Genomic DNA, 21,211 nt, shown 5'->3' with positions numbered 1-21,211 from the left:
CGCATTGCGACCCCGATAAGTTCTTATCCCAGCACCTTGCGGATCACGCGGGCGATGATCCATCCAAGCAACGCGCCTGCGCCCACTGCCCAAACCGGGTTTATGAAGTCCATGTACTTGGTATTGACGTAAGCAACCCCCAACAGGCCGCCGAGCACCGGCAACGCATAGCCAAGCACGGTCAGGACATCGTCCTTTCGGATTCGCTGTTGGGGTTTTGGTGTCATCAGCCGACTGATCCCTCAAGGCTGATTGCCACAAGCTGTTGCGCTTCCATCGCAAATTCCATCGGCAGCGCCTGCAGAACGTCCTTGCAGAACCCGTTGACGACCAAGGCCACGGCTTCTTCCTCGTCCATGCCACGCTGACGGCAATAGAACAGCTGATCGTCATCCACTTTTGATGTCGTCGCCTCGTGCTCGACCCGAGATGAGTTGTTCTTCACCTCGATATACGGAACCGTATGCGCCCCGCATTTGTCGCCAATCAGCAAGCTGTCGCACTGCGTATAGTTGCGGCTGTCCTTGGCCTTTGGATGCATCGACACCAGACCACGATAGGTATTCTGCGCCTTACCGGCGCTGATCCCTTTCGATACGATCCGCGACTTGGTGTTCTTGCCCAGATGCACCATCTTGGTGCCGGTGTCGGCTTGCTGCATGTTGTTCGTGATTGCGATCGAGTAAAACTCACCCTGGCTATCGTCGCCACGCAGGATGCAGGACGGGTATTTCCAGGTCACAGCCGAGCCGGTTTCGACCTGCGTCCACATCACCTTGGACCGATCACCCCGACAATCGGCGCGCTTGGTCACAAAGTTGTAGATACCGCCTTTGCCATTCTCATCCCCGGGGAACCAGTTCTGAACGGTCGAGTATTTCACCTCGGCATCTTCTTCGACGATAATCTCGACAACCGCCGCGTGAAGCTGTGCAGTGTCGCGCTGAGGCGCTGTGCAGCCTTCCAAATACGAGACGTAAGAGCCCTTGTCGGCGATGATCAGCGTGCGCTCAAACTGGCCAGTATTTTCTGCATTAATGCGGAAATATGTGCTCAGTTCCATCGGGCAGCGCACGCCCGGAGGGACATAAACAAACGAGCCGTCCGAGAATACAGCTGAGTTCAGCGTGGCATAGAAATTGTCCGAGACCGGTACGACCGTCCCTAAGTATTTTTTGACCAGTTCCGGATGCTCTTTGATCGCCTCGGAAATCGAGCAGAAGATAACGCCGGCTTTCTTCAACTCTTCCTGAAAAGTCGTCCCGACCGACACCGAGTCAAATACTGCATCAACAGCAACCTTACGGCCTTCTGCCGGTGCATTCTCAGCGCCCTCGACACCTGCCAGGATCATCTGTTCTTTCAGAGGGATACCTAGCTTTTCGTAAGTCGCCAGAAGCTTGGGATCGACCTCATCCAGAGATTTGGGTTTATCTTCCATCGATTTCGGACGGGCATAATAATACTGGTCCTGAAAGTCGATCGGCGGGTAGTGCACCATCGCCCATTTAGGCTCTTCCATCTGGGTCCAGCGCTCGAACGCGGCCAGACGCCATTCGGTCATCCACTCAGGTTCATCATTTTTGTCCGAAATCAGACGAACGATATCGGGATTCACGCCTTTTGGCGCATACTCCATCTCGATATCAGTTTCCCAGCCGTATTTATAAGTGCTGACCTCGCGAACCGCGTCTACGGTTTCCTGATCGACACCCTCTTTCACCTGGGTCTGGTCCAAAGCGGCCATAATTCACCCTCCGTCAGATCACGCGGCCCGCGCGCGATGCTTTTTCTCTTTTTCAAGCCACGTTTCCGCGAAACGCAGCACATCTTCTTCTGCCGTCTCTGGCCCCAGCGATACGCGGATTGCGCTGGATGCCGTCATCTCATCAAATCCCATGGCCGTCAGTACGGCGCTTGCGCGAACCTTGCCGCTGGAACAGGCCGAGCCCGCACTGATCGCGAAGCCTGACAAATCCATCTGCATGACCTGTGTCTCGCCCTTCCATCCCGGTGTGGCGAAGCACAGAGTGTTGGGGAGTCGCCTTTGGTCTTTCCCGACAAAAATAGTAGCTTTCGTACCAGCCTCAAGAGCGTTTTCTAGAATATTTCTAAGTTCTGCAACGTTTTCCCAAACGCCATTTGCTAAATCACGGGACGCGGCTTCAGCTGCTGCTCCGAACCCCGCAATTCCAGTGACATTTTCTGTGCCCGAGCGACGCCCCATCTCCTGCCCGCCGCCCTTGATTTGCGCAGCAAGATTGGTGCCGCGTTTCATCACCAACGCCCCGATCCCTTTTGGCCCGCCAAGTTTGTGGGCTGAAATCAGCGCCATCTCAGCCCCCAGCCAGTTGAAGGCTATCGGCAACTTACCAAAAGCCTGAGTCGCGTCAGTGACCGCAAGACCGGCAGGCAAAGACTGAACAATCCCGGTTTCCGAATTGGCCAGTTGCAGCGTGGATCGGGACGCCTCCAGCACGTCAACGTGCCCACTCTGGGCCGCAGGCAAAACCTCATTAATCCACGATCTTACCGCGTCATGTTCAATCGCTGCACCTTGAAGATCGCGCCCCGCCATAGCCAAAGCCGCTGCCTCAGTCGCGCCGGATGTAAACACGATGTCGGCACCATCGGCCCCAAACGCTGTTGCGATTTGAGCCCGCGCTTTCTCGACCACCGCTTTTGCGGCGCGCCCTTCGGCATGGACCGAGGACGGATTGCCCACCAAATCCATCGCCGCGATCATTGCATCGCGGGCCTCGGGCCTCAGAGCGGCGGTTGCGTTATGGTCGAGATAAACCCGTTTCATAGATGTATCTTTTCCAAGATGGGTTTTGACGGAGCACAGAAAAACGTCATCAGATCAATCGTCCACGACTGCGAACAAGCTAGGAACAGCGGGACACGGTGCAAGATCATTCCGAATTACATCCGACAGCCGCGTTTGATGCAGGAATACGTAAACATTCGCGCTCAGGCTTTCCCACAACCGATTGGTCAGTGACTGCGCCCGGCTGCCCGAAGACGCGCCCGAGGCACCTGCCCCCTTGTGCATCGCATCCACCGTCTCATCAACCGCGGCCAGTATCTCGACCACACGGATTTCCGAGGCTGGTCGCGCCAGGCGATAGCCCCCACCCGGTCCGCGTACTGAACTGACCAGATCAGCTCGGCGCAGTTTCACGAAAAGCTGCTCCAAATACGGCAGTGAAATATCCTGACGTTCGGAAATCTCGCCCAACGTGACGAGTTTGTCCGAGGACTGAAGGGCGATATCCGCCAGCGCAACCATCGCATAGCGGCCTTTGGTAGACAGCTTCATTTTGTTTCCTTCAGGCAAGAACTGCGCGAAAACATTGACGTCGCCCGAGCCAGTGCGTATCTCCCACTGACAGCGTTTTCACGCGACACAATGTAATTAGAACCGTTCTAAGGTACCTGAGGATTACCGTCAAGATAATCTCGGGGCCGACGCGTCAAAAAACAGGACCAAAGCACACATGCCCGAGGTGATTTTTCCCGGACCCGAAGGCCGCCTGGAAGGCCGCTACCACCCGCAAAAGGAAAAAGACGCACCGATCGCTATCGTGCTTCACCCGCATCCACAATTTGGCGGGACCATGAACAACAAGGTGGTCTATAACCTGCATTACGCCTTTTACAACATGGGCTTCACGGTTCTGCGTTTTAACTTTCGCGGCGTTGGTCGCAGCCAGGGCGAGTATGACCAGGGTGTAGGTGAGCTGAGCGATGCAGCATCAGCGCTGGATTACCTTCAGTCGATGAACAACAACTCCAAGCATTGCTGGGTCGCTGGATTCTCGTTCGGTGCATGGATCGGAATGCAGCTTCTGATGCGCCGCCCCGAGATCACTGGCTTCATCAGTGTATCGCCGCCCGCAAACATGTACGACTTTTCGTTCCTGGCACCCTGCCCGTCTTCTGGCTTGATCATCAACGGATTGGCGGACCGTGTAGCGCCACCTGCAGACACTGCGTCTCTGGTCGGAAAGCTGCATGAACAAAAGGGTATCACCATCACCCATAATGAGGTGGAAGGTGCCGATCACTTCTTCCAAGACCGCCACATGGACACACTGATGACAGATGTGACGGATTACGTGAAACGTCGCCTGACAGAGAATACGCGCTGATGTCCGATACCATCACTACCCTGGCCGCCAGATTGGCCGAGGACACGATGAAGGTTATGGACGAGACGGGCGAGGATCGATTCTTTGTGGAGGTTGGAGACGTTCTCGGTGCAGCCTCGCAATCTCTGGAAGAAGCGTTCTTGACCGAAATCCGGGTTAGGCTGGCGGAACGCAAGGCGCGGCAATTCGTGGTGAAAAGACTGTCTGAACATCGATCCAAGCTGAAAGCGATCGAAAAGCAGTAAAGATTGCTCAGCGTCTGAAGAAAAGAAAAGGAGCCCGAAAGCTCCTTTTCGAGGATATCGCTCGGTGGGCGCCTAAACCGGAAAACCTGTGAACCGCTCAACATTCTGGGCTGCATCAATGTCGACGGACCCCCCGTCTGCAAGCCACCCCAACGCCACAATCAAAACCGAAACGATAATGACCGATTTTGCAAAAGTCGTCATCTTATCAAACTCATTAAAAACACACTAAAAACAATCGAGTGTTTAGCACGAATGCAAAAGCCCGAATAGTCGGGTTTACCTGACCTTTGGTAAAGTTAGGGTTTTGATCATCTGCATGTGAATCCCCTTGCCCAAATGATCGCAAGTATGCTCAACCTTTCGCGATAATTCAGAGAGGCATCGCTCGTGCCAAAGACCTACCTAATCCTAATGTTGGCTGTTATCGCGGAAACCATCGGCACGACTGCGTTGCAGGCTAGCCATCAGTTTACGCGATTTTGGCCGTCGGCTCTTGTCGTGGTTGGCTATGGGTCGGCCTTTTATCTTATGGCCCTCACGTTAAAGGTCATGCCTGTGGGCATTGTCTATGCAATCTGGTCGGGCCTTGGTATTGCCCTGATCGCACTGATTGGATTTCTGGTTTTTGGCCAAAAACTCGATTGGCCCGCAGTCTTGGGTTTGGGCATGATTTTGAGCGGCATTCTGATCATCCACCTGTTTTCAGCTACAGCGGGCCACTGACCGCCGGTTAGGGCTGGTATATTTTGTCGCGCCGCGTTATGCGCGCGGCAACTTCCCGTTCAAAGGCTGACCTCTCATGGACCTGCGCAACATCGCAATCATCGCTCACGTGGACCACGGCAAGACGACCCTGGTGGATGAGCTGCTTAAACAATCCGGCGCGTTCCGGGAAAACCAGGCCGTGGCAGAACGCGCCATGGACAGCAACGACCTGGAACGCGAACGCGGCATTACCATCCTGGCCAAAGCCACCAGTGTTGAGTGGAAGGATACCCGCATCAACATCGTCGACACCCCCGGCCACGCTGATTTCGGTGGGGAAGTCGAACGTATTCTCAGCATGGTCGACGGCGTTGTACTGCTGGTCGACGCCGCCGAAGGCCCGATGCCGCAAACCAAATTCGTGACCTCAAAGGCGCTGGCTTTGGGCCTGCGCCCGATTGTCGTGCTGAACAAGGTCGACAAACCCGATGCCGAGCCTGATCGCGCTCTGGACGAATGTTTCGACCTTTTCGCCAACTTGGGCGCCGATGACGATCAGCTGGACTTCCCGGCCATGTATGCTTCGGGCCGGTCCGGCTGGGCCGATATGGAGCTTGACGGTCCGCGCAAGGACTTGACCGCCCTGTTCGATCTGATCGTTGATCACGTCCCCGCCCCCAAGCAGATCGAGAAAAAGGACGAACCGTTCAGGATGCTCGCCACCACTTTGGGCAGCGATCCATTCATCGGTCGCATTCTGACCGGTCGCGTGGAAAGTGGAACTCTGAAAGCAGGTGACAGCCTCAAGGCACTCAGCCGAGACGGCACCCAGATTGAAAGCTTCCGCGCGTCGAAAATCCTGGCATTCCGTGGATTAGCTCAACAACCCATCGACGTCGCTGAAGCAGGCGACATTGTCACGATTGCGGGTATGAGCAAAGCCACCGTGGCAGACTCCCTTGTAGCCCCGCAAGTCGAAGAGGCCCTGCCTGCCCAGCCTATCGATCCGCCAACCATCACAGTGACCTTCGGCATAAACGATTCCCCGCTGGCCGGTCGTGACGGCAAAAAGGTTCAGTCTCGGGTCATTCGTGATCGCCTGATGAAAGAAGCCGAATCGAACGTAGCCATCCGCATCAGCGACACGCCCGGCGGCGAAGCCTTCGAGGTTGCTGGTCGCGGCGAATTGCAGATGGGTGTTCTGATCGAAAACATGCGCCGTGAAGGGTTCGAGCTCAGCATCTCGCGCCCACAGGTTTTGTTCCGCGAGGAGGGCGGCCAGCGCCTTGAACCTATCGAAGAAGTCACGATCGATGTGGATGATGAATATTCTGGCGCGGTGATCGAGAAAATCACGGGTGCGCGCAAAGGTGAACTGGCTGAAATGCGCCCTGCAGGGGCAGGCAAAACCCGGATCATCGCCCACGTGCCGTCTCGTGGCCTGATCGGCTATCACGGAGAGTTCCTGACCGATACGCGCGGAACTGGTGTCTTGAACCGTGTCTTCCACGGCTGGGCGGCCCATAAAGGACAGATCCCCGGCCGACGCGCAGGTGTTCTGATCTCGATGGAAAACGGCCAGGCGGTTGCCTATGCGCTTTGGAATTTGGAAGAGCGTGGCCGCATGTTCGTTGGCCCGCAAACTGATGTCTATCAGGGCATGGTGATCGGAGAGCATTCGCGAGACAACGATCTGGAAGTGAATCCGCTGAAAGGGAAGAAGCTGACAAACGTGCGTGCCAGCGGCTCGGACGACGCAGTAAGGCTGACCCCTCATATTCAGTTCTCGCTTGAAGAGGCAATCGCTTATATCGACGACGATGAACTGGTCGAGGTTACGCCCAATGCGATCCGGCTTCGCAAACGTTATCTGGATCCGCATGAGCGTAAACGGATGTCAAAATCAGCCTGATCATTGCTGTGAACTTGTTCACGTTTTGGAAACATTGCCACATTCGTGACATTTTTGCGTCAGGCTAGAAACAACACAGAAAAAGAAGACCTGGTGCAACAGCAGGTCTTCTTTTTGTTTCTTATGGGTTAATCTTCATTTGAGTGAGCCAGCTCACTGTAATCAGACAAATAGCTTGTTTGATAATAGGCGGCAGAAAGTGGGCATTGTCTCAAGAGCGATACGCCGCTCGAGTCTACGGCAGTTTAGTTAATGAGCGTTTGAGCAGTGTCCTATGCGCATTGAATCCAAACTGTTATTAATTGCTTTGCCTTAGCAATCATACACTTCATCTTCGTGAATTCGCTTAGGCAACCGATAAATGCGCCGTGAGAACGACAAAAATCTGTATCGTCGAACACTATTTGTACGTGCGAAATGATTACTGCGGGCATACTCCGTTGCATCCAGAGACGCGCAGATATTAAGTTGACTTTGGAGCGTACCATTCTTGATTGTCCTCAATTTGTGGCAGTCTTGACTGACTTGCCAACTTTGAGCACCGGCTTTGCCAACCTAAGATCAGACGATGGTCCATGGGATGAATCAGAGCGGGAATGTTCATGTTCCGGCCCGAGCCGTATTCCTTCTCCAGACAACGACCCTGGTTCCTTGACGCCGGAAAGCGAGGACAACGGAAAAAACAAAGATCCTGATGACAATCAAACCAAAGACAATAATTTACACAACTTAAAGCTGAAGGAGAAAAGGTCTAAAGACAAAAGGTAGAAAAAAATTCGAATACCAGGGTAAACACTAGTATTTTGTTAACTATTACAAAGATACGGGCGCTGCTAATAGCAGGCGCCCGTATCTTTGTTTCACGATTTTCTAGCTCTTACCGAAAACCCCGACCCAATTTCGTGGCTGCTTTGGGTCTTGCATCCTCAAGAACAGATAGCGCGTCGCTTTCCAAGGCTTGATCTGATTGGTCAAATTATCCAGGACCAGATCGCCGCCGCTCGACCGATAAACCAAAACAGCATGAGAGTTTCTGCGCGTATCCAACACTGTCGCGAGCAGTAGTTTACGAGGGTCGAAACCAGCCTGGATCAAATCTCTTTTCTTTAGAAGCGCAAAATCTTCGCAGTCACCACCGCGCGACGTTGGAAGCGCCCAAAGTTCACTGGTTTTGTATTGCGACTGATCCGTGACCTCTCGCGTGGATCGATTAACGCGGCGGTTGATCTCTTTGACAAGCTTCAATTCTTGGCTGGTAGATAAGGAACCGATACCTTTTTGCGCACATGCCCAGGAATACTTACCGCAAAGCTGACGCGCACCGGAGGGTGGTGGCGAGGCAGCGATACTCGGGATAAACGCGGCATCTTTCGCCGATGCTTCAGTCCCAAACAACAGCGAACCGTTAATCAGGATAGCCAAACCAAACAGCCCGCCAAGCTTGGCAGCGCTCTTTAAGTGGGCATCTATGGTCGTACCAAAGAATTTCATGCTGTCCCTCGAGTCCTATTAATCCCTGCAAACTGCGTGGATCAGAACCCATCTGTATACCGGACCATATCCGCAAACCGTGGTTGTCACGCAATCAAATCCGAGATTGAGCGGAAAAAACGGCGGAAATTCGTCACATTTCGTGACCATTTCCGCGCAAGAAAGTGGCGCGAAGTGCCACAATCGGACAGAGAAATATGTTCAAAATCAACAGGAAGTACGCACAACCCATTGTAATAATGTGTATAAATTCAGAGCGATCGTGAAGAGCCGCCCACGCTAAAATGCATGGCAGGACGCACGGCTCGGGGCCGGGCAGAATTTGCAAATTTCATGCGAAGGTAGATTTAGCCTGATTCTCAGTCGGTAATTTCAACGACCACCAGCTCTCGCTCGCTGGCGCCACGGGCATGATCCAATGCCTGCTGATATGCAGGAGAATTGTAGCACTCTACCGCAGCCTCTACGGTTGGGAAGCGGGCGACCACATTGCGTGGTCGCTCTTTGCCCTCTAACTGCACGTAACGTGCCGCGCGGGCGATGAATTCACCCCCATGCGCCGCAATTGCCGGCCCTGCAAGCTCGGCGTATTTTCCATAAGCATCGGCGTCTGTCACAGTGACGTGTGCGATCCAAAGTGCTGGCATCTTATCCTCCCAAAACCTGTTCAGCGGCCTTGATTGCAGCCTCTGCATTCGAGGCATCCTTGCCCCCCCCCTGTGCCATGTCAGGCCGTCCGCCACCGCCTTTGCCGCCCAGTTCAGCGACCGCCGCCCGGACCAGATCCACCGCAGATACCGTGTCTGTCAGGTCCGAAGTCACACCCGCTGCGACAGCCGCTTTGCCGCCGGTATCAGCAATCAATAATACTGCGCCCGTACCCAGACGGCTTTTGTGCTCATCAATCAACGCAGGCAGATCCTTTCCGGAAACACCCGTGAGCGACTGCGCAAAGAACGCCACACCGTTCACATCGCGCGCTTCAGCGCCACTGCCCTGCCCCGCACCTCCGGCCATCGCCAGATCGCGGCGCAACTGCGCAACTTCGTTCTGCAGCGATTTACGCTCGTCCAACAGAGTCTTCACACGCGCCACAACGTCATCCGGCTGGGCTTTCAACTCAAGCGCAATTGCTGAAAGGCGATGATCCTGTTTCGACAGATACTTAAACGCGTCATCACCGGTCAAAGCCTCGATCCGCCGCACGCCTGCGCTGCTGGCACTATCGCCCAGCACGACGAAGGTTCCGATATCACCGGTCTGGCGCACATGGGTGCCGCCACACAGTTCAATCGACCATGTCTCACCATCCTGGCCTTTGCCGGTGGGTGCTTTGCCCATCGAAACCACGCGCACCTCATCCCCGTATTTCTCACCGAACAGAGCTTGAGCACCCAGTTCACGGGCGTCATCCGGTGTCATAATCCTGGTTTCCACGGTTGAGTTTTGGCGGATGAATGCGTTCACCTCTCGCTCAACTTTCTGCACTTCTTCCAGTGTCAGAGCCTTGGAATGGCTGAAATCGAACCGCAAACGATCTGATGCGTTGAGCGACCCGCGCTGCGCTACGTGGTCACCCAATGTCTCACGCAGGGCTTCATGCAGAAGGTGCGTCGCGGAGTGGTTGGCACGAATGGCCGTGCGGCGCGCGTGATCGACTTCCAGCTCAACTGCGTCACCTTTTGAGATCGCCCCATGATCAATCGTGACCTTGTGAGCATAGACTTTGCCATCAGCAAACTTTCTGGTGTCTTCAACACGGGCGATATCGTCGCGCTCATCCAGCCTGCGAATTTCACCGGTGTCGCCGACCTGGCCGCCGGCCTCGCCATAGAACGGTGTCTGGTTGACTACGACCCAGCCGGTACCACCCTTCTCGATCTTGTCGACCAATGCACCATCGACCACCAACGCAGCGACCTGCCCCTCGGCCTTTTCAGTATCGTAGCCAAGGAAATCGGTCGCACCGGCCGCATCCAGCACATCGAACCAAACCACCTGATCGGCAGATTCGCCAGATCCGGCCCACGCCGCGCGTGCCTTGGCTTTTTGTTCGGCCATCGCCACGTCAAATCCATCGGTGTCGACGGTTCGACCTTTCTCGCGCAGCGCATCCTGCGTCAGATCGAGCGGGAAACCATAGGTATCATACAGTTTGAACGCCGAGTCTCCGGGTAGTGGATCGCCTTCAGGTAAGCCCGAGACTTCCTCATCCAACAGCTTCAGACCGCGATCCAAAGTTTGCTTGAACCGAGTTTCCTCAAGCAGCAGTGTCTCTTCGATCAGTGGCTGCGCCTGACCAAGCTCTGAATATTGCGCACCCATCAATTGCACCAGCGTGGGTACCAGGCGATGCATCACCGGATCTTTGGCCCCCAACAGATGCGCATGGCGCATCGCGCGGCGCATGATACGGCGCAGAACATACCCTCGCCCATCATTTGACGGCATCACACCATCCGCGATCAGGAACGAAGTTGAACGCAAGTGGTCCGCAATCACGCGATGATGCACGTTTTGATCCCCATAAGGATCAACACCGGTCGCATCCGCGGAGGCTTCGATCAGCGTTTTGAACAGATCGGTGTCATAATTGTCGTGGCTGCCTTGCAGCAACGCACCAATGCGTTCCAATCCCATGCCGGTATCGATCGACTGCATATCGAGTTCGACCATCGAGCCGTCTTCGAACTGCTCATTCTGCATAAAAACGATGTTCCAGATTTCGATGAACCTATCGCCATCTTCCTCAGCCGAACCCGGAGGCCCACCCCAGATATGATCACCATGGTCATAGAAAATTTCGGTGCACGGGCCGCAGGGGCCGGTAGGGCCCATTTGCCAGAAATTGTCATTAGTAGCGATGCGGATGATCCGGTCTTCAGGGACACCAACCTTTTTCCAGATTTCAAATGCCTCATCATCGGTGTGATAGACAGTGGCCAACAGACGGTTCTTATCGATACCAAATTCTTTGGTGATCAGTTCCCAAGCGAACGGTATCGCCTCATGCTTAAAGTAATCCCCGAATGAGAAATTCCCCAGCATTTCAAAGAACGTATGGTGGCGAGCGGTATAGCCCACATTGTCCAGATCGTTGTGTTTGCCGCCTGCACGCACGCATTTCTGTGCAGTGGTAGCACGGCTGTAGTCGCGGGTTTCGACGCCAGTAAACAGATTCTTGAACTGAACCATACCCGAGTTGACGAACATCAGTGTCGGATCATTGCGCGGAACCAGCGGGCTAGACGCAACCACTTCGTGCCCCTGCTTGGCAAAGTAGTTCAGGAAGGTAGATCGAATGTCGTTCAGCGTTGGCATAAGGCTCTCTCGGCGCGCAGTCGTAATGGTCAGCAATGGTTTAGCCCCACCCCCCGAGAGTGTCCACAGCATTGGCCCATCCGAAACGAAACAAGGCGGCCCCTAGGGGCCACCCTGTTCCAGATAGATTCAGCACTACCGGGGTGCCGGGGGATTTCTTTGGTTCCCCCTCAGGCACGCTTTAAGCTTCGAGGATGTCATCCTCTTCCGCTTCGGGTGGCATTTCAAAGTCTAACCCATGCGCGGCACGTATTTTGTCTTCGATCTCGAGCGCCGCACGGGAATTGTCACGCAGATATTGCTTGGCATTCTCACGCCCCTGCCCGATCCGCTCATCACCGTAGCTAAACCACGAACCCGACTTTTCGACCACACCGGCCTTGACGCCCAGATCCAGAAGCTCACCCATTTTGCTGATGCCTTCGCCATACATGATGTCGAATTCCACCTGCTTGAACGGCGGTGCCACCTTGTTCTTGACGACCTTGACGCGGGTCTGGTTGCCCACAACTTCGTCCCGATCCTTGATCGCACCGATACGGCGAATATCCAGACGGACCGAGCTGTAGAATTTCAACGCATTACCACCGGTAGTGGTTTCCGGGCTGCCAAACATCACACCGATCTTCATCCTGATCTGGTTGATGAAGATCACCATGCAATTCGAGCGATTGATCGAGCCGGTCAGCTTGCGCATCGCCTGACTCATCAGCCGAGCCTGCACACCCACGCTGCTGTCACCCATGTCGCCCTCAAGCTCGGATTTCGGCGTCAGCGCCGCAACCGAGTCGACCACGACCATATTCACGGCCCCCGATCGCACCAAGGTGTCGGTGATCTCAAGCGCCTGTTCGCCGGTATCAGGCTGAGAGATCAGCAACTCATCCAGATCCACGCCCAGCTTGCGCGCATATTGCGGGTCCAGCGCATGCTCCGCGTCAACGAACGCGCAGACACCGCCGCGTTTTTGCTGTTCAGCAATACAATGCAGCGTCAGCGTGGTCTTACCCGAGCTTTCCGGGCCATAGATCTCAACAATACGGCCCATCGGCAGGCCGCCAATCCCCAGCGCGATATCCAAGCCCAATGAGCCGGTCGAGCTCGCGTCGATATCCTGCTTGGAATCTTCGCCCAGCTTCATGATCGAGCCCTTGCCGAACTGCCGTTCGATCTGGGCCAATGCGCTGTCGAGCGCCTTTTGCTTGTCTGCGTTTTTCTTATCGCTCATCGTCAGAAGATCCGCCATTGTCCTGTCGCCTTCTCTTTTGTCACACCCTTGATCGGGCGGCAATCGCTGCTTTGTTCGCCTCTTGTTCCTTATGGGACCAAAAAGAGAACATTTCAACTAAAACTTATGAAAACTACTTTTCAGCAATTGTGTTAAAGAGTCGTTTACGACAATCTGAGACATGAAAGGCATTGAAGAGAAAAGATAAATGCTTGTTTTCTACGAAAAGCGGCTGACGCTTCTGTCCGTCCCAAAGACCGGCAGCACAGCGTATCAATCGGCCTTGCGCGACCGGGCTGACATTGTTGTGGCCGGCCCAACTGACCTGAAACATGCGAACATGCGTCGCTATGATCGCTTCTTCCAGACAATGTTCCGCAAGATGTTTGATACTGAAATGGACGTCATGGCCATTGTACGCGAACCCATCGATTGGCTGGGAAGCTGGTATCGATATCGAACGCGCCCCGAATTGGCCGATCATGCGCATTCCACGAAGGATATTAGCTTCGAGGCGTTCCTGAACGCCTACATGCAGAACCCTCGCCCGGCCTTCGCAGATGTGGGAAGTCAGACCGAATTTCTGCAACCCCGCAGCAACGGTGCCGGCGTGACCCATGTCTTCAAATATGACAATCAGCAGAAGATACTGGAATTCCTTCAGAATCGGTTGGAATGTAAAATCGAACTGTCGCTTGAGAATGTCTCACCCACTTGTCCGATGGACATTTCAAAGCAGACCGAACACCGGTTTCAGACTTTGAACGCCGCTGAATACGCCTTGTATCAATCCGCCGAATAGGGGTTTCAGTTCATTTGCTGAAACACCGCCTCGGTCAGTTGGGTCAGCGAAAACGGCTTGGGCAGGAAAGTGGAGTTTTCGACTTGGGGGCCAGATTCGCCAAACGCACCTTCGGTATAGCCTGACATGAAGACAACCCGCACGTCTGGGCGCGCTTTCATCGCCTCGCGCACCCAGGTCGGGCCGTCCATTCCGGGCATGACCACATCAGTGACAAAGACATCCACCAACAAATTGGGATCGTCCAACAATTTCAGCGCATCTTCGGCTGATTCAGCTTCAAGCACTGTATACCCTTTCAGCCGAAGCGCCCGCGTCGCAAAGGCCCGTACCGGGGCCTCGTCTTCGACCAGCAAAACCACGCCTTCACCCAAGCCAGAGCTCTGCACCTCCAAGGTGCCGGGCGCCTCGGGTTCCTGTGTTTGGGGCCCGGAGCTAACGGGCAGAAGAACGGTGAATTCCGTGCCCCGGTCCTGAACACTGTCGACGAATATGAAACCACCGGTCTGCTTTACGATCCCGTAAACGGTCGATAGCCCTAGCCCCGTCCCCTCGCCAGTGCGTTTGGTGGTATAGAAAGGCTCGAACACTTTTTGCAGCTTGTCCGAAGGAATCCCGATACCGCTGTCGATGACTTTGACCGTGACATATTCCCCCGGCGGCACCGTCGCCCGGTCGCGGGTGATCGGTTGATCCAATGTCACCACTTCGGTCTCGATCCGAATCTCCCCGCCCTCGGGCATCGCATCACGCGCATTGACGACCAGATTCATCAACACCTGCTCTAACTGGCGCTTGTCCGCGCAGACGGATTTGAGCACCGGATCATGACTGAGCGTCAGGCGGACCTTCTCGCCCACAAGACGGTTTAGCAAATGGATAAGATCTGAAATCGTGTCGCGCAGATCCAATACCTCGGGCCGAAGCGTTTGTTTGCGCGAAAAGGCCAGAAGCTGGCTGACCAACGCTGCAGCACGGTTGGCGTTCTGATTGATCTGTACAAGATCGCCGTAATTCGGGTCATCCTGGTCATGGCGCAACAGCAACAGATCACAATGCCCCGAAATCGCCGTCAGCAAGTTATTGAAATCATGTGCCACCCCGCCCGCCAATTGCCCAACGGCTTGCATCTTCTGGCCTTGAACAAACTGCGCCTCCATCGTTTTCAGTTCGGTGGCATCGTTCAGAACCGCAATAAGACAGACCTGACCATCCCTGAGAATCCGTGACAGCGTAACTTGCACAAATACCTCTTTGTCCTTGCGCACCAAACGCAGGAATTCAGACCGCGGTGCTGCGCCTTGTTCGGCAGCACTCGCCAGCCAGTCCCTGATCGGATAGCCGAGCCCCTGCATCATGCTTTCGATATTCGTCCGCCCCGGTTGGATCTCACCGACCAATTCAACTGCGAGGTGGTTTGCTTCGCTAACATCTCCATCGGGAGACATGCACATGATCGCAACTGGCAAATCTGCAAATGATGTCGTGTGCTGCGGTCCTTCGGCGTGCTGCAGCGGCGTCAAAAGCAACTCACGCACAATACCGCTGTGCCTTAGCGTTGTGACAGTGAATGGTGCTTCGGTTTCCCCGGTTTTTATCTGTATGATGCTACCATCAACTGCACCGCCAGCCTGAACCATCGGCTTGAGGCATGTGGGAATCTGACCAAAAAGTTCAATTGCCGCATCATTGGCATCCAGCACCACGTCATTTCGTCCGACCGTCAGAACCGGCCGCTGCACGCTGCGCCAGATCTGGGGTGCATCTATCCTAAAACGCCAGCAAAACCGATTTTCACCCAGCTTTGAAACAGACACGGGTATTGTTTGTCCGCGCGTGACAACATCTTCTTCCCAAAAGCCCCGTTTCAGGGCATGAGACTGCAAACGCAACAGCACCGCCGACGGGTTTGCAAATACGGTACGCAGAGACTCATCCAATCGCGTACCCGCGTTCCGAATAAGACGCGCATTGGCCTGCGCGTTTGCAACTAGCACCTCGCCCATCGCATCCGAAATGACACAGGCATCGGTTTCTTGCTCTAGAAAACCCGTCATCGCAGCGTATGTTTGCGCTTCGATCTGATTCAATATCCAAGCGCGCGCCAAGGCAAAGACCACTACTACCAGGAAGGACAAGCCAAAGGCTGCGACCCCGGCACTTAACCGTGGCGGCAAGACGTCAAAGAAGGAAAGTACGCTCAATAAAATGGCGATCAATGCCAGCGAGGCATAGCGCCCACGATCGATGCCCCATCCACTTGATCGAGAGGGGGTAAATTCAGATTGAATAGACATAAACAGCCCGGATTATTACAATTTCTGATCAATATCTGCCTGCAATGGTTAATTGCTGCTTAATGATCAGTGACATAAACTTCTTAAGGTTGTGTTTTAAAGTTTATATTCGCGTCAAGTGTGCTGTGAAAAATCCATCGGTCCCGTGTGAAACCAGCCACGTTTTGCGGTATCCGCTCTGCCATTCGGGATTGCTGGCCAAGAATCCATCAATAATGCCGTCGTTTTCAATCGTCAGCATCGAGCAGGTCGCATAAGCAAGCACGCCTTTGGGCGCAACGAGAGGTGAAACATCTTGTAGAATAGCGGCCTGAATCTGCGTCAGCTCGTCCAAGCGCTCCGGTGTAAGCGCCCATTTCCCTGCCGGTGCGCGGCGCCACGATCCGCTGCCGGAACAGGGCACATCTGTCAAAACGACATCGAACGGCGCCTGGCTGGAGACTTGGCCTGTGGTCAAGATCGTGACATCTGCGCCCGCCCTTGCCGCGCGTGCTGACAAATCCCGCATGCGTTTGGGACTGGCATCATGGGCAAAGACGTGAACGCCGGGGTCCCTTGCCGCCAAAGCCAAAGCCTTACCACCGCCGCCTGCACAGTAGTCCAGAACTCGCATGCCTGGCTGCAAATCAAGCGCGGCAACAACCGCCTGGCTTGCGGCATCCTGCAACTCAACCAGCCCATCTGTATACGGACCGCTCTGAGATATCTTGCGTGCGCCCTCGGTAACTTCCAATGCAGTATCGCAGGCCGGATGTGGATGCGCCGTGATCTCCTCGGCAGCCAGTCGTTGAATGGCTGTAGGCAGGTCAGTTTTCAGCAGGTTGACCCTCAGATGAATCGGAGCGCGCGATTGTAGCGCGGCTGCGGCAAGTTCAGCTTCGTCCTTCAACGCGGCCTGAAATTGGGGCCACAACCACTCGGGGATATCCAGACGTTCTGCGTCGCTCCGAAATGACCTGGGTTGGTCAGCCTCGGTTACCTCTGCAGGTGCATATCGCGCGCTCGAAAATACTGACGTTAGGTCTGAGCCCAAGGATCGGGCGGCACCGATCATCAGGCCGCGCCCCGTCTCGGATCCACCGAGCGCCGAGAAGGATCGCTTGCACCGCAATGCATCAAACACATGATCCCGGATCGCAGCGCGATCCTTAGATCCCGCGAACCGACTGCGTCGAGCCCAGCCGGTCAACGCCTTCTCGACCGGTGCACCGGCAAGAATGTCATCGAGGATCTCGATCGAGGCCTGTACCCGAGCAGCAGGTGTCATCGCGTTTTCCGTTCGTCTACACGATCAATTTCGAGAGACCCCCTGAAGGGTCTCACAAACTTACATCACGCGATAATTGGGGCTTTCCCGTGTGATCTGAACGTCATGCACATGGCTTTCCTTCAAACCTGCGCCAGTGATTTTGACAAAGTTGCAGTTCTGGCGCATCTCATCGACGGTGGCACAACCGGTATAGCCCATCGCCGCGCGCAAACCTCCAACCAGTTGGTGCACAACAGCACTTGCGGACCCTTTGTACGGCACCTGGCCTTCGATCCCTTCGGGCACCAGCTTGTCATTCGCGGCGTCCTTCTGGAAATATCGATCCGCCGAGCCGCGCGCCATCGCACCCAGACTTCCCATGCCGCGATACGATTTGAACGAGCGGCCTTGATAGAGGATCACCTCGCCCGGGCTTTCATCCGTGCCCGCAATCATCGAACCCACCATGGCGCAAGATGCCCCTGCCGCAATCGCCTTGGCGAAATCGCCCGAGAATTTGATGCCACCATCAGCAATGACCGGAACTTCCCCCGCCGCAGCGGCACAATCCATGATGGCCGTCAACTGAGGGACGCCAACACCCGCGACCATCCGTGTGGTACAGATCGAGCCGGGCCCGATGCCCACTTTGATCGCGTCTGCACCTGCATCGATCAGCGCTTTGGTGGCCTCGGCAGTGGCGACGTTACCGGCGATGATCTGAACCTCATTCGACAGCGTCTTGGCACGTTTCACCGCGTCCAGAACCCCTTGCGAATGACCATGTGCGGTATCCACAACAATGATATCGACCCCGGAATCGACCAACTGCTCTGACCGCTCGAACCCAGCGTCTCCGACCGAGGTTGCAGCAGCCACACGCAGACGGCCCAACCGGTCCTTGCAGGCTGTAGGGTTCAGCACGGCCTGCTCGGTATCTTTCAGCGTCAGTAAGCCTGTCAGCTTGCCCTCGCCATCGACGACCAGCAATTTTTCGATCCGACGCGCACGCATGAGGCTTTTGGCCTCTTCCAGATCGGCGGGCTCTTGCAGCATCGCCAGATTGTCAGAGGTCATCATCGCTTTGATCGGCGTGTCATCCGAGGTCGCAAAGCGCATATCTCGGTTGGTGACAATGCCGACGACACGACCGCTTTCTTCAACGACCGGGAAGCCGGTGAAGTTGTAGCGCTCTACCAAAGCCTGAGCATCTGCCAATGTTTGATCCGCGCGCAGCGTGACCGGGTTATAGACGATACCGGATTCGAACCGCTTTACCCGCCGAATTTCACGAGCCTGTTCCTCGACCGAGAGGTTTTTGTGCACCACGCCGATGCCTCCAGCCTGCGCCATGGCGATAGCCATACGCGCCTCGGTCACCGTGTCCATCGCCGAGCTTAGCAGCGGGATGTTCATCGTAATCTCACGCGTCACGCGCGTGGTGGTATCAGCGGTTGCCGGCAGCACAGAAGATGCGCCCGGAACCAGAAGAACGTCGTCGAAGGTGAGTGCCTCACGAATCTGCATTTGATAACCCCATGCAAAAGCCCGTTTGACGGTGACCCTATTGCATGGATTTCACCAGAGGGAAAGCCCCGAACCCAAGTTGTTTTCCCCTGCGGGCTTCTGCCACGCCCGAAAACGACGCAAGCAATGCAAAACGTGCCGCTGAATGCCCTTTCCCTTTGCGTTCAAACCCATATGTTCGCCGGCATACGCGCGAATACAAAGGCAGGCCATTCATGACCACCGATCCTCTTGTCGTTTTTACCCCGTCCGGCAAACGCGGACACTTTCCCGTTGGCACGCCAATCCTGACGGCAGCGCGCCAGTTGGGTGTCGATCTTGATTCAGTCTGCGGTGGACGCGGTATTTGTTCGAAATGTCAGATCACCCCCAGCTATGGCGAGTTTCCCAAGCATGGCGTGACCGTCTCGGAGGACGCGCTGAGCGAATGGAACGCGGTTGAACAGCGATATGACGACAAGCGAGGCTTGAAACCCGGGCGCCGTTTGGGCTGTCAGGCCTCGGTTCAGGGTGACGTGGTGATCGACGTGCCTCCTGAAAGCCAGGTTCACCGTCAGGTGGTCCGCAAGGCCGCCGCCGCCCGCGCCATCACCATGGACCCTGCAACACGCCTGTATTTCGTGGTGGTGGAACAACCCGACATGCACTCGCCCACAGGCGATCTGGAACGGTTAGAACGCGCCTTGCGCGAACAATGGAAGATCGATGCGATTACCGCCGATCTGTCGCTGATGTCCAAGCTGCAGCCAGTGCTGCGCAAAGGGAAATGGGAGGTCACGGTCGCCGTCCACAAAGGCCACAAGGACAACGTAGCCCGTATCGTCGAAATTTGGCCCGGCCTGCACGAACATGGGCTTTACGGTCTGGCTATCGACCTCGGCTCGACCACCATCGCTGCGCACCTGACCGATCTGGAAACAGGTGAAGTCAAGGCTTCTTCCGGCCTGATGAACCCGCAAATTCGTTTCGGCGAAGACCTGATGAGCCGCGTGTCTTACGCCATGATGAATCCCGGTGGCGACAAGGAAATGACCCGGGCCGTGCGCGAAGCGATCAGCGATCTGACCACTTCAATCGCTGATGAGGCCGGGATCGATGCCGCTTTGATCGTCGAAGCGGTGTTCGTCTGCAATCCGGTCATGCACCATCTTTTGCTGGGTCTGGACCCAGTCGAACTGGGTCAGGCGCCATTTGCGCTCGCGACGTCTGAAAGCATGTCCCTGCCTGCGCATGAGATGGACCTGACCACGATGAATCCGCGCGCGCAGGTCTACATCCTGCCGTGTATTGCGGGCCATGTGGGTGCGGACTGCGCTGCCGTTGCCCTATCCGAGGAACCCGGCAAGTCCGACGATCTGGTACTGATCGTGGATGTGGGTACCAATGCGGAAATCTTGCTGGGCAACACCCACCGCGTTCTGGCCTGTTCGTCACCCACCGGCCCCGCATTTGAGGGTGCCCAGATCAGCTCGGGCCAGAGAGCCGCGCCCGGTGCGATTGAACGAATCGAAATCGATCCTGTCACCAAAGAACCGCGTTTCCGCGTGATCGGGTCCGAGAAATGGTCGAATGACGAAGGCTTTGATCAGGACATTGCCACCACGGGCATCACCGGTATCTGCGGCTCAGGCATTATCGAGGCCGTGGCCGAGATGCGCATTGCAGGTCTTCTGGACGAAAGCGGGCTGATCGGCTCGGTCGCGCAGACGGGCACACCGCGTTGCGTTCCCGAAGGCCGCACCAACTCCTATCTGATCCACGATGCCAGCGCCGAGGGCGGTCCGCGTATCACAGTAACTCAGGGTGATATCCGTGCCATCCAGTTGGCTAAATCCGCGCTCTACGCCGGAGCGCGTCTCCTAATGGATGAGATGGAGGTTGACCGTGTGGATCGCGTGGTACTTGCCGGTGCCTTCGGCGCGCATATTTCGACCAAACACGCGATGGTGCTGGGTATGATCCCTGATGCACCGCTGGAGAAGGTCTCCAGCGCGGGTAATGCCGCTGGAACCGGTGCCCGGATCGCGCTGTGTAACATCGGATCGCGGGCCGAGATCGAACGCGTGGTGCGCGAGATCACCAAGGTCGAAACGGCAATCGAACCCAAGTTTCAAGACCATTTCGTCGCCGCCAATGCGATCCCGCACAAAACCGATCCGTTCCCTGAATTGGCGCAGGTCGTCACCCTGCCCGCTCCGTCCTTCAATACCGGCGGCGGGGATGATGAAAAATCTGGCCGTCGACGCCGCCGGAGGTCATAGTCGCCCCATCCACAGG

At 55.6% G+C, this 21,211-nt stretch carries 18 protein-coding genes; 6 read left to right on the top strand and 12 right to left on the bottom strand.

The window, feature by feature from the left end; genetic code table 11:
• Nucleotides 1–23 precede the first annotated feature (23 nt).
• From ACR0MJ_RS04895 to iscR, 4 genes are read right to left on the bottom strand one after another with little or no spacing between them, the layout of a single operon-like run.
• Entirely contained in the window at nt 24–227 is a 204-nt protein-coding gene (locus tag ACR0MJ_RS04895) for a hypothetical protein (protein ID WP_170405842.1), read from the bottom strand.
• Nucleotides 227–1,747 carry a Fe-S cluster assembly protein SufB gene (gene sufB / locus ACR0MJ_RS04890; RefSeq protein WP_170393033.1) on the bottom strand — a complete coding sequence of 507 codons (1,521 nt, stop codon included), beginning with the start codon at nt 1,745–1,747 and terminating at the stop codon, nt 227–229. Before sufB ends, ACR0MJ_RS04895 begins: the two co-directional genes overlap by 1 nt.
• 18 nt (nt 1,748–1,765) lie before the next feature.
• Entirely contained in the window at nt 1,766–2,809 is a 1,044-nt protein-coding gene (locus ACR0MJ_RS04885) for a cysteine desulfurase family protein (protein WP_480759557.1), read from the bottom strand.
• Between the two features lie 54 nt (nt 2,810–2,863).
• Nucleotides 2,864–3,322, bottom strand: a complete 459-nt coding sequence (gene iscR, locus ACR0MJ_RS04880) for a Fe-S cluster assembly transcriptional regulator IscR (RefSeq protein ID WP_170393031.1) — start codon at nt 3,320–3,322, stop codon at nt 2,864–2,866.
• Nucleotides 3,323–3,500: 178 nt separating this feature from the next.
• On the opposite strand from iscR, the gene ACR0MJ_RS04875 reads away from it, so the two are divergent.
• Nucleotides 3,501–4,154, top strand: a complete 654-nt coding sequence (locus tag ACR0MJ_RS04875) for an alpha/beta hydrolase (protein ID WP_008758207.1) — start codon at nt 3,501–3,503, stop codon at nt 4,152–4,154.
• A complete protein-coding gene (locus tag ACR0MJ_RS04870) occupies nt 4,154–4,399 on the top strand; it encodes a hypothetical protein (RefSeq protein WP_170393030.1) in 246 nt (81 codons plus the stop codon). The genes ACR0MJ_RS04875 and ACR0MJ_RS04870 overlap by 1 nt, the downstream gene beginning before the upstream one ends.
• A 72-nt stretch (nt 4,400–4,471) precedes the next feature.
• On the opposite strand, the gene ACR0MJ_RS04865 is transcribed toward ACR0MJ_RS04870, so the two are convergent.
• Nucleotides 4,472–4,603, bottom strand: coding sequence for a hypothetical protein (locus tag ACR0MJ_RS04865; RefSeq protein ID WP_480759554.1), 132 nt, complete (start codon nt 4,601–4,603; stop codon nt 4,472–4,474).
• A 186-nt stretch (nt 4,604–4,789) separates the two neighbouring features.
• Between ACR0MJ_RS04865 and ACR0MJ_RS04860 the strand changes: the two genes are divergently transcribed.
• Both ACR0MJ_RS04860 and typA read left to right on the top strand, forming a co-directional pair.
• Complete coding sequence (locus ACR0MJ_RS04860) at nt 4,790–5,125, top strand: DMT family transporter (RefSeq protein ID WP_480453698.1); 336 nt, start codon at nt 4,790–4,792, stop codon at nt 5,123–5,125.
• Between the two features lie 76 nt (nt 5,126–5,201).
• Nucleotides 5,202–7,019, top strand: coding sequence for a translational GTPase TypA (gene typA / locus ACR0MJ_RS04855; RefSeq protein WP_170405848.1), 1,818 nt, complete (start codon nt 5,202–5,204; stop codon nt 7,017–7,019).
• Between the two features lie 870 nt (nt 7,020–7,889).
• On the opposite strand, the gene ACR0MJ_RS04850 is transcribed toward typA, so the two are convergent.
• From ACR0MJ_RS04850 to recA, 4 genes are all read right to left on the bottom strand, one after another.
• The gene (locus tag ACR0MJ_RS04850) at nt 7,890–8,510 is read right to left on the bottom strand and encodes a transglutaminase-like cysteine peptidase (protein WP_170405851.1); all 621 of its coding nucleotides are present in this window, start codon (nt 8,508–8,510) and stop codon (nt 7,890–7,892) included.
• A 359-nt stretch (nt 8,511–8,869) separates the two neighbouring features.
• Entirely contained in the window at nt 8,870–9,157 is a 288-nt protein-coding gene (locus tag ACR0MJ_RS04845) for a DUF1330 domain-containing protein (protein ID WP_170393026.1), read from the bottom strand.
• A gap of 1 nt (nt 9,158) precedes the next feature.
• Complete coding sequence (alaS, locus tag ACR0MJ_RS04840) at nt 9,159–11,831, bottom strand: alanine--tRNA ligase (RefSeq protein ID WP_480760294.1); 2,673 nt, start codon at nt 11,829–11,831, stop codon at nt 9,159–9,161.
• Between the two features lie 181 nt (nt 11,832–12,012).
• The gene (recA, locus tag ACR0MJ_RS04835) at nt 12,013–13,077 is read right to left on the bottom strand and encodes a recombinase RecA (protein ID WP_170393025.1); all 1,065 of its coding nucleotides are present in this window, start codon (nt 13,075–13,077) and stop codon (nt 12,013–12,015) included.
• Between the two features lie 190 nt (nt 13,078–13,267).
• Between recA and ACR0MJ_RS04830 the strand changes: the two genes are divergently transcribed.
• Nucleotides 13,268–13,861 (top strand): gamma-glutamyl kinase, encoded by a 594-nt coding sequence (locus tag ACR0MJ_RS04830; RefSeq protein WP_480759550.1) that lies wholly within the window; start codon nt 13,268–13,270, stop codon nt 13,859–13,861.
• A 5-nt stretch (nt 13,862–13,866) separates the two neighbouring features.
• On the opposite strand, the gene ACR0MJ_RS04825 is transcribed toward ACR0MJ_RS04830, so the two are convergent.
• The 3 genes from ACR0MJ_RS04825 to guaB all read right to left on the bottom strand — a co-directional run bounded on the left by ACR0MJ_RS04825 (nt 13,867) and on the right by guaB (nt 18,934).
• Entirely contained in the window at nt 13,867–16,158 is a 2,292-nt protein-coding gene (locus tag ACR0MJ_RS04825; protein WP_480759547.1) for an ATP-binding protein, read from the bottom strand.
• Between the two features lie 103 nt (nt 16,159–16,261).
• On the bottom strand, nt 16,262–17,425 hold the full coding sequence (locus tag ACR0MJ_RS04820) for an RsmB/NOP family class I SAM-dependent RNA methyltransferase (protein ID WP_480759545.1): 1,164 nt from the start codon (nt 17,423–17,425) through the stop codon (nt 16,262–16,264).
• A 60-nt stretch (nt 17,426–17,485) separates the two neighbouring features.
• Nucleotides 17,486–18,934 carry an IMP dehydrogenase gene (gene guaB, locus ACR0MJ_RS04815; RefSeq protein WP_170405866.1) on the bottom strand — a complete coding sequence of 483 codons (1,449 nt, stop codon included), beginning with the start codon at nt 18,932–18,934 and terminating at the stop codon, nt 17,486–17,488.
• Between the two features lie 215 nt (nt 18,935–19,149).
• Here guaB and ACR0MJ_RS04810 point away from each other — a divergent pair, with 215 nt between their 5' ends.
• Nucleotides 19,150–21,195, top strand: coding sequence for an ASKHA domain-containing protein (locus tag ACR0MJ_RS04810; RefSeq protein WP_480759541.1), 2,046 nt, complete (start codon nt 19,150–19,152; stop codon nt 21,193–21,195).
• The last annotated feature ends 16 nt before the right edge of the window (nt 21,196–21,211 follow it).

The organism is Ruegeria sp. C6 (genome assembly GCF_056537625.1).
Note: the sequence above shows the minus strand (reverse complement) of the source record. Positions and strands in the feature narration are given on the sequence as shown.